The sequence below is a fragment of the Nonomuraea sp. NPDC049784 genome (assembly GCF_040659615.1).
GTDB lineage: Bacteria > Actinomycetota > Actinomycetes > Streptosporangiales > Streptosporangiaceae > Nonomuraea.
Window position 1 is genome coordinate 1 of record NZ_JBFAMX010000978.1, and the last position, 2,598, is coordinate 2,598.

Below are 2,598 nucleotides of genomic sequence, written 5' to 3' on the forward strand. Positions count from 1 at the left end.
CTGGCGGCGGCCGACGAGCTGCGCGACGCCGGCATCCCTGTGGGGGTGATCGACCTGTACTCGGTCAAGCCCGTCGACACGTCGGCGCTGGTCGAGGCGGCCACCACCACGGGCAACCTGATCACGGTGGAGGATCACCGGCTGGAGGGCGGGCTCGGCGACGCGGTGATGGACGCGGTCAGCGAGCTGGGGCCGCGGGTGGTGAAGCTGGCCGTGACGGGCCTGCCCGGGTCCGCGACGCCCGAGGAGCAACTCGCCCTCGCCCGCATCGACCGCCACGCGATCGTGGAGGCGGTCAAGCGGCTGTTGTGACGGATACGGACATGAATGAGGGCCGACGGCTTATGCGCCACCGGCCCTCGGAGTGTACGGCCCGCGATCAGCGGGCCTTCGCCGTGGCCTTCCGATTGGCCTTCTTGATGGCATTCACCAGCTCCTGCTTGGTCATCTTCGACCGGCCGTGCACATCGAGCTGCGCGGCCACCTTCTGCAGGTGCTCCTTGCTGGCGTTGGCGTCGACGCCCTCGGCCGTCCGGCCGGACCGGTCCATCGCGCCCTTGTCAGAAGGCCCCTTCTTCTCCTTCGGCTCCCAGTGGTCGCCGACCTTCTCGAACGAATGCTTCAGCGCGGCGAACGCGGTCATGTGGGCGCGCCGGCCCTCGCCGTACTCCTTCACGGCGTTGTCGTGCGCCTTGATCCACGTGTTCTGCGCCTTCTTCGGCGAACGCTTGATGGTCGACGGCAGCTCTTCGACGACTGGCATACCGATTCACCTCCTACAGCGGTGGTTCGTCGTAGTGGCGACGTTCCTCATACACGGTGGTCCTGCGGGCTTCAGGCTCCTCGTAGACGTCGTGACGGTGCACCGGCTCGTCGATCGGGCCGACCGCCCTACGGGTGACGCTGATCCTGTATATGCCGAACAGGAGTCCGACGAGGCCGCCGAGCATGAGGATGACCCCCACTACGTTGATGTCGAGACCGGCGAGGTCGAACTCGACGGCCCAGGTGAGGATCGCGCCGAGCATGATGAGGATGATGCTTCCGGCGATGGTCATCAGATTTACCTCCTTGACACGAAGGAACCTCTATCCACATGTCGAGAAACAAACCAGTCGTGGTGGTCGGGCTGATGGGCTCAGGCAAGTCGAGGGCGGGCCGGTTGATCGCGGAGGCGCTGGGGCTGCCGTTCAGTGACAGCGATCCGTTCCTCAAGAAGCGGTACGGCGGCTCGGCCGCACAGATCGCCGCTCGCGACGGCGCGGACACGCTGCACCGGTACGAGGCCGACCACGTGCTGCACGAACTGGCCGGGGAGCCCGAGGTCATCGCGGCGGCCGCCAGCACGGTCGAGGACCCCCGGGTGCGCGAGGCGCTGGGCAAGGCGTTCGTGCTCTGGGTGGACGCCCCCGACGAGGTGCTGGCCCAGCGGATGAAGTCGAGCGACCACCGCCCCGACTTCGACCCGGCCGCCATGCGGGCCCGCCGTGAGCCGTACTTCCGCGAGGTCGCGAACCTGAGATGCGACGTCGGCACCATGCTCCCCGAGCAGGTGCGGGACGCGACACTGCGGGAAATGGGTTTGCCCGGCGACGACCGGCACTGATACCCAATGGGGATGCCAAACGGGATGTTCGCCGAGAAACCCACCTTGACGGGTGAGCACGTGACGCTGCGCCCGGTCGGTCCCGAGCACGTCGACGGGCTCTTCGAGCTGATCTCCGACCCCGAGGTGGGCCGGCTGACGGGCTCCCACGGCGAGATCGACCTCGAAAGCGCCCGCCAGTGGTACGCCACCAGGAAGGACCACGCCGAGCGGCTCGACCTGGCCATCATCGCGGACGGGGGGTACGTCGGCGAGGTCGTGCTCAACGAGCTCGACCGGTACAACCTCTCCTGCAACCTGCGCATAGCGCTCATCGGCGACCGGGTCTTCGGCAAGGGCTACGGCACCGAGGCCATCAGGCTGGTCCTCGACCACGCCTTCGCCACGACGCCACTGCACCGGATCAGGCTCGGCGTCTACGCCTTCAACGAGCGGGCGCGCCACGTGTACAAGAAGGTCGGATTCGTGGAGGAGGGCGTGGAGCGCGACGCCCTGCTGTGGGACGGCGAGTGGCACGACGCGGTGCTCATGTCGGTGCTTCGCCACGAGTGGCCGGCAAGATCCAGAAGCCTGGCATAATGATCATGACGCATAGGTCCCCCGAGGCGCGCGGGGGACCTGTGACGTTCTGTGGATGACGTTGTGTTGGGGACAACCAATCTGCGGTCTCGTGCATCTAAGCATCAGTGACGATGCGCTTGGTGCCCGGTGACCCCGAGAGGCTCGGCGGCTTCTGGCTGGCGGCCAGGCTCGGCGCGGGCGGTCGCGGCGTGGTCTACGACGCGTACGACGACGAGGGGCGCCGCTTCGCGGTCACGGTGCCGCGGGGTGAGGTCGGGCGCCGGTTCGAGCGGGTGACCTGTCCCCATCTGGCCGAGGTGGTCGCCGTCGGAGCGGACGAGGGCGTGCCGTACGTGGTGAGCGAATACGTGGACGGGCCGGACCTGCGGCGGGCGGTGGAGCTGCACGGGCCTTACGAGGGTGACGAGCTG

General features: G+C 67.9%; 5 protein-coding genes and 1 pseudogene. 4 read left to right on the forward strand and 2 right to left on the reverse strand.

Annotated elements, in window-relative coordinates; genetic code table 11:
• On the forward strand, positions 1–312 hold a 312-nt coding region (locus AB0J09_RS61985; protein WP_360713495.1), incomplete at its 5' end, for a transketolase C-terminal domain-containing protein.
• A gap of 67 nt (positions 313–379) precedes the next feature.
• Here AB0J09_RS61985 and AB0J09_RS61990 read toward each other — a convergent pair.
• Together AB0J09_RS61990 and AB0J09_RS61995 are read right to left on the reverse strand one after the other, a co-directional pair.
• Complete coding sequence (locus AB0J09_RS61990; protein WP_360713497.1) at positions 380–763, reverse strand: ChaB family protein; 384 nt, start codon at positions 761–763, stop codon at positions 380–382.
• 13 nt (positions 764–776) lie between these two features.
• Complete coding sequence (locus AB0J09_RS61995; protein WP_349455194.1) at positions 777–1,058, reverse strand: hypothetical protein; 282 nt, start codon at positions 1,056–1,058, stop codon at positions 777–779.
• 38 nt (positions 1,059–1,096) lie between these two features.
• On the opposite strand from AB0J09_RS61995, the gene AB0J09_RS62000 reads away from it, so the two are divergent.
• From AB0J09_RS62000 to AB0J09_RS62010, 3 genes and pseudogenes are all read left to right on the forward strand, one after another.
• Positions 1,097–1,606, forward strand: a complete 510-nt coding sequence (locus AB0J09_RS62000) for a shikimate kinase (RefSeq protein ID WP_360713499.1) — start codon at positions 1,097–1,099, stop codon at positions 1,604–1,606.
• A gap of 12 nt (positions 1,607–1,618) precedes the next feature.
• On the forward strand, positions 1,619–2,185 hold the full coding sequence (locus tag AB0J09_RS62005) for a GNAT family protein (RefSeq protein ID WP_360713501.1): 567 nt from the start codon (positions 1,619–1,621) through the stop codon (positions 2,183–2,185).
• A gap of 122 nt (positions 2,186–2,307) precedes the next feature.
• Positions 2,308–2,598, forward strand: a pseudogene (locus AB0J09_RS62010) (serine/threonine protein kinase); the annotation flags it as partial.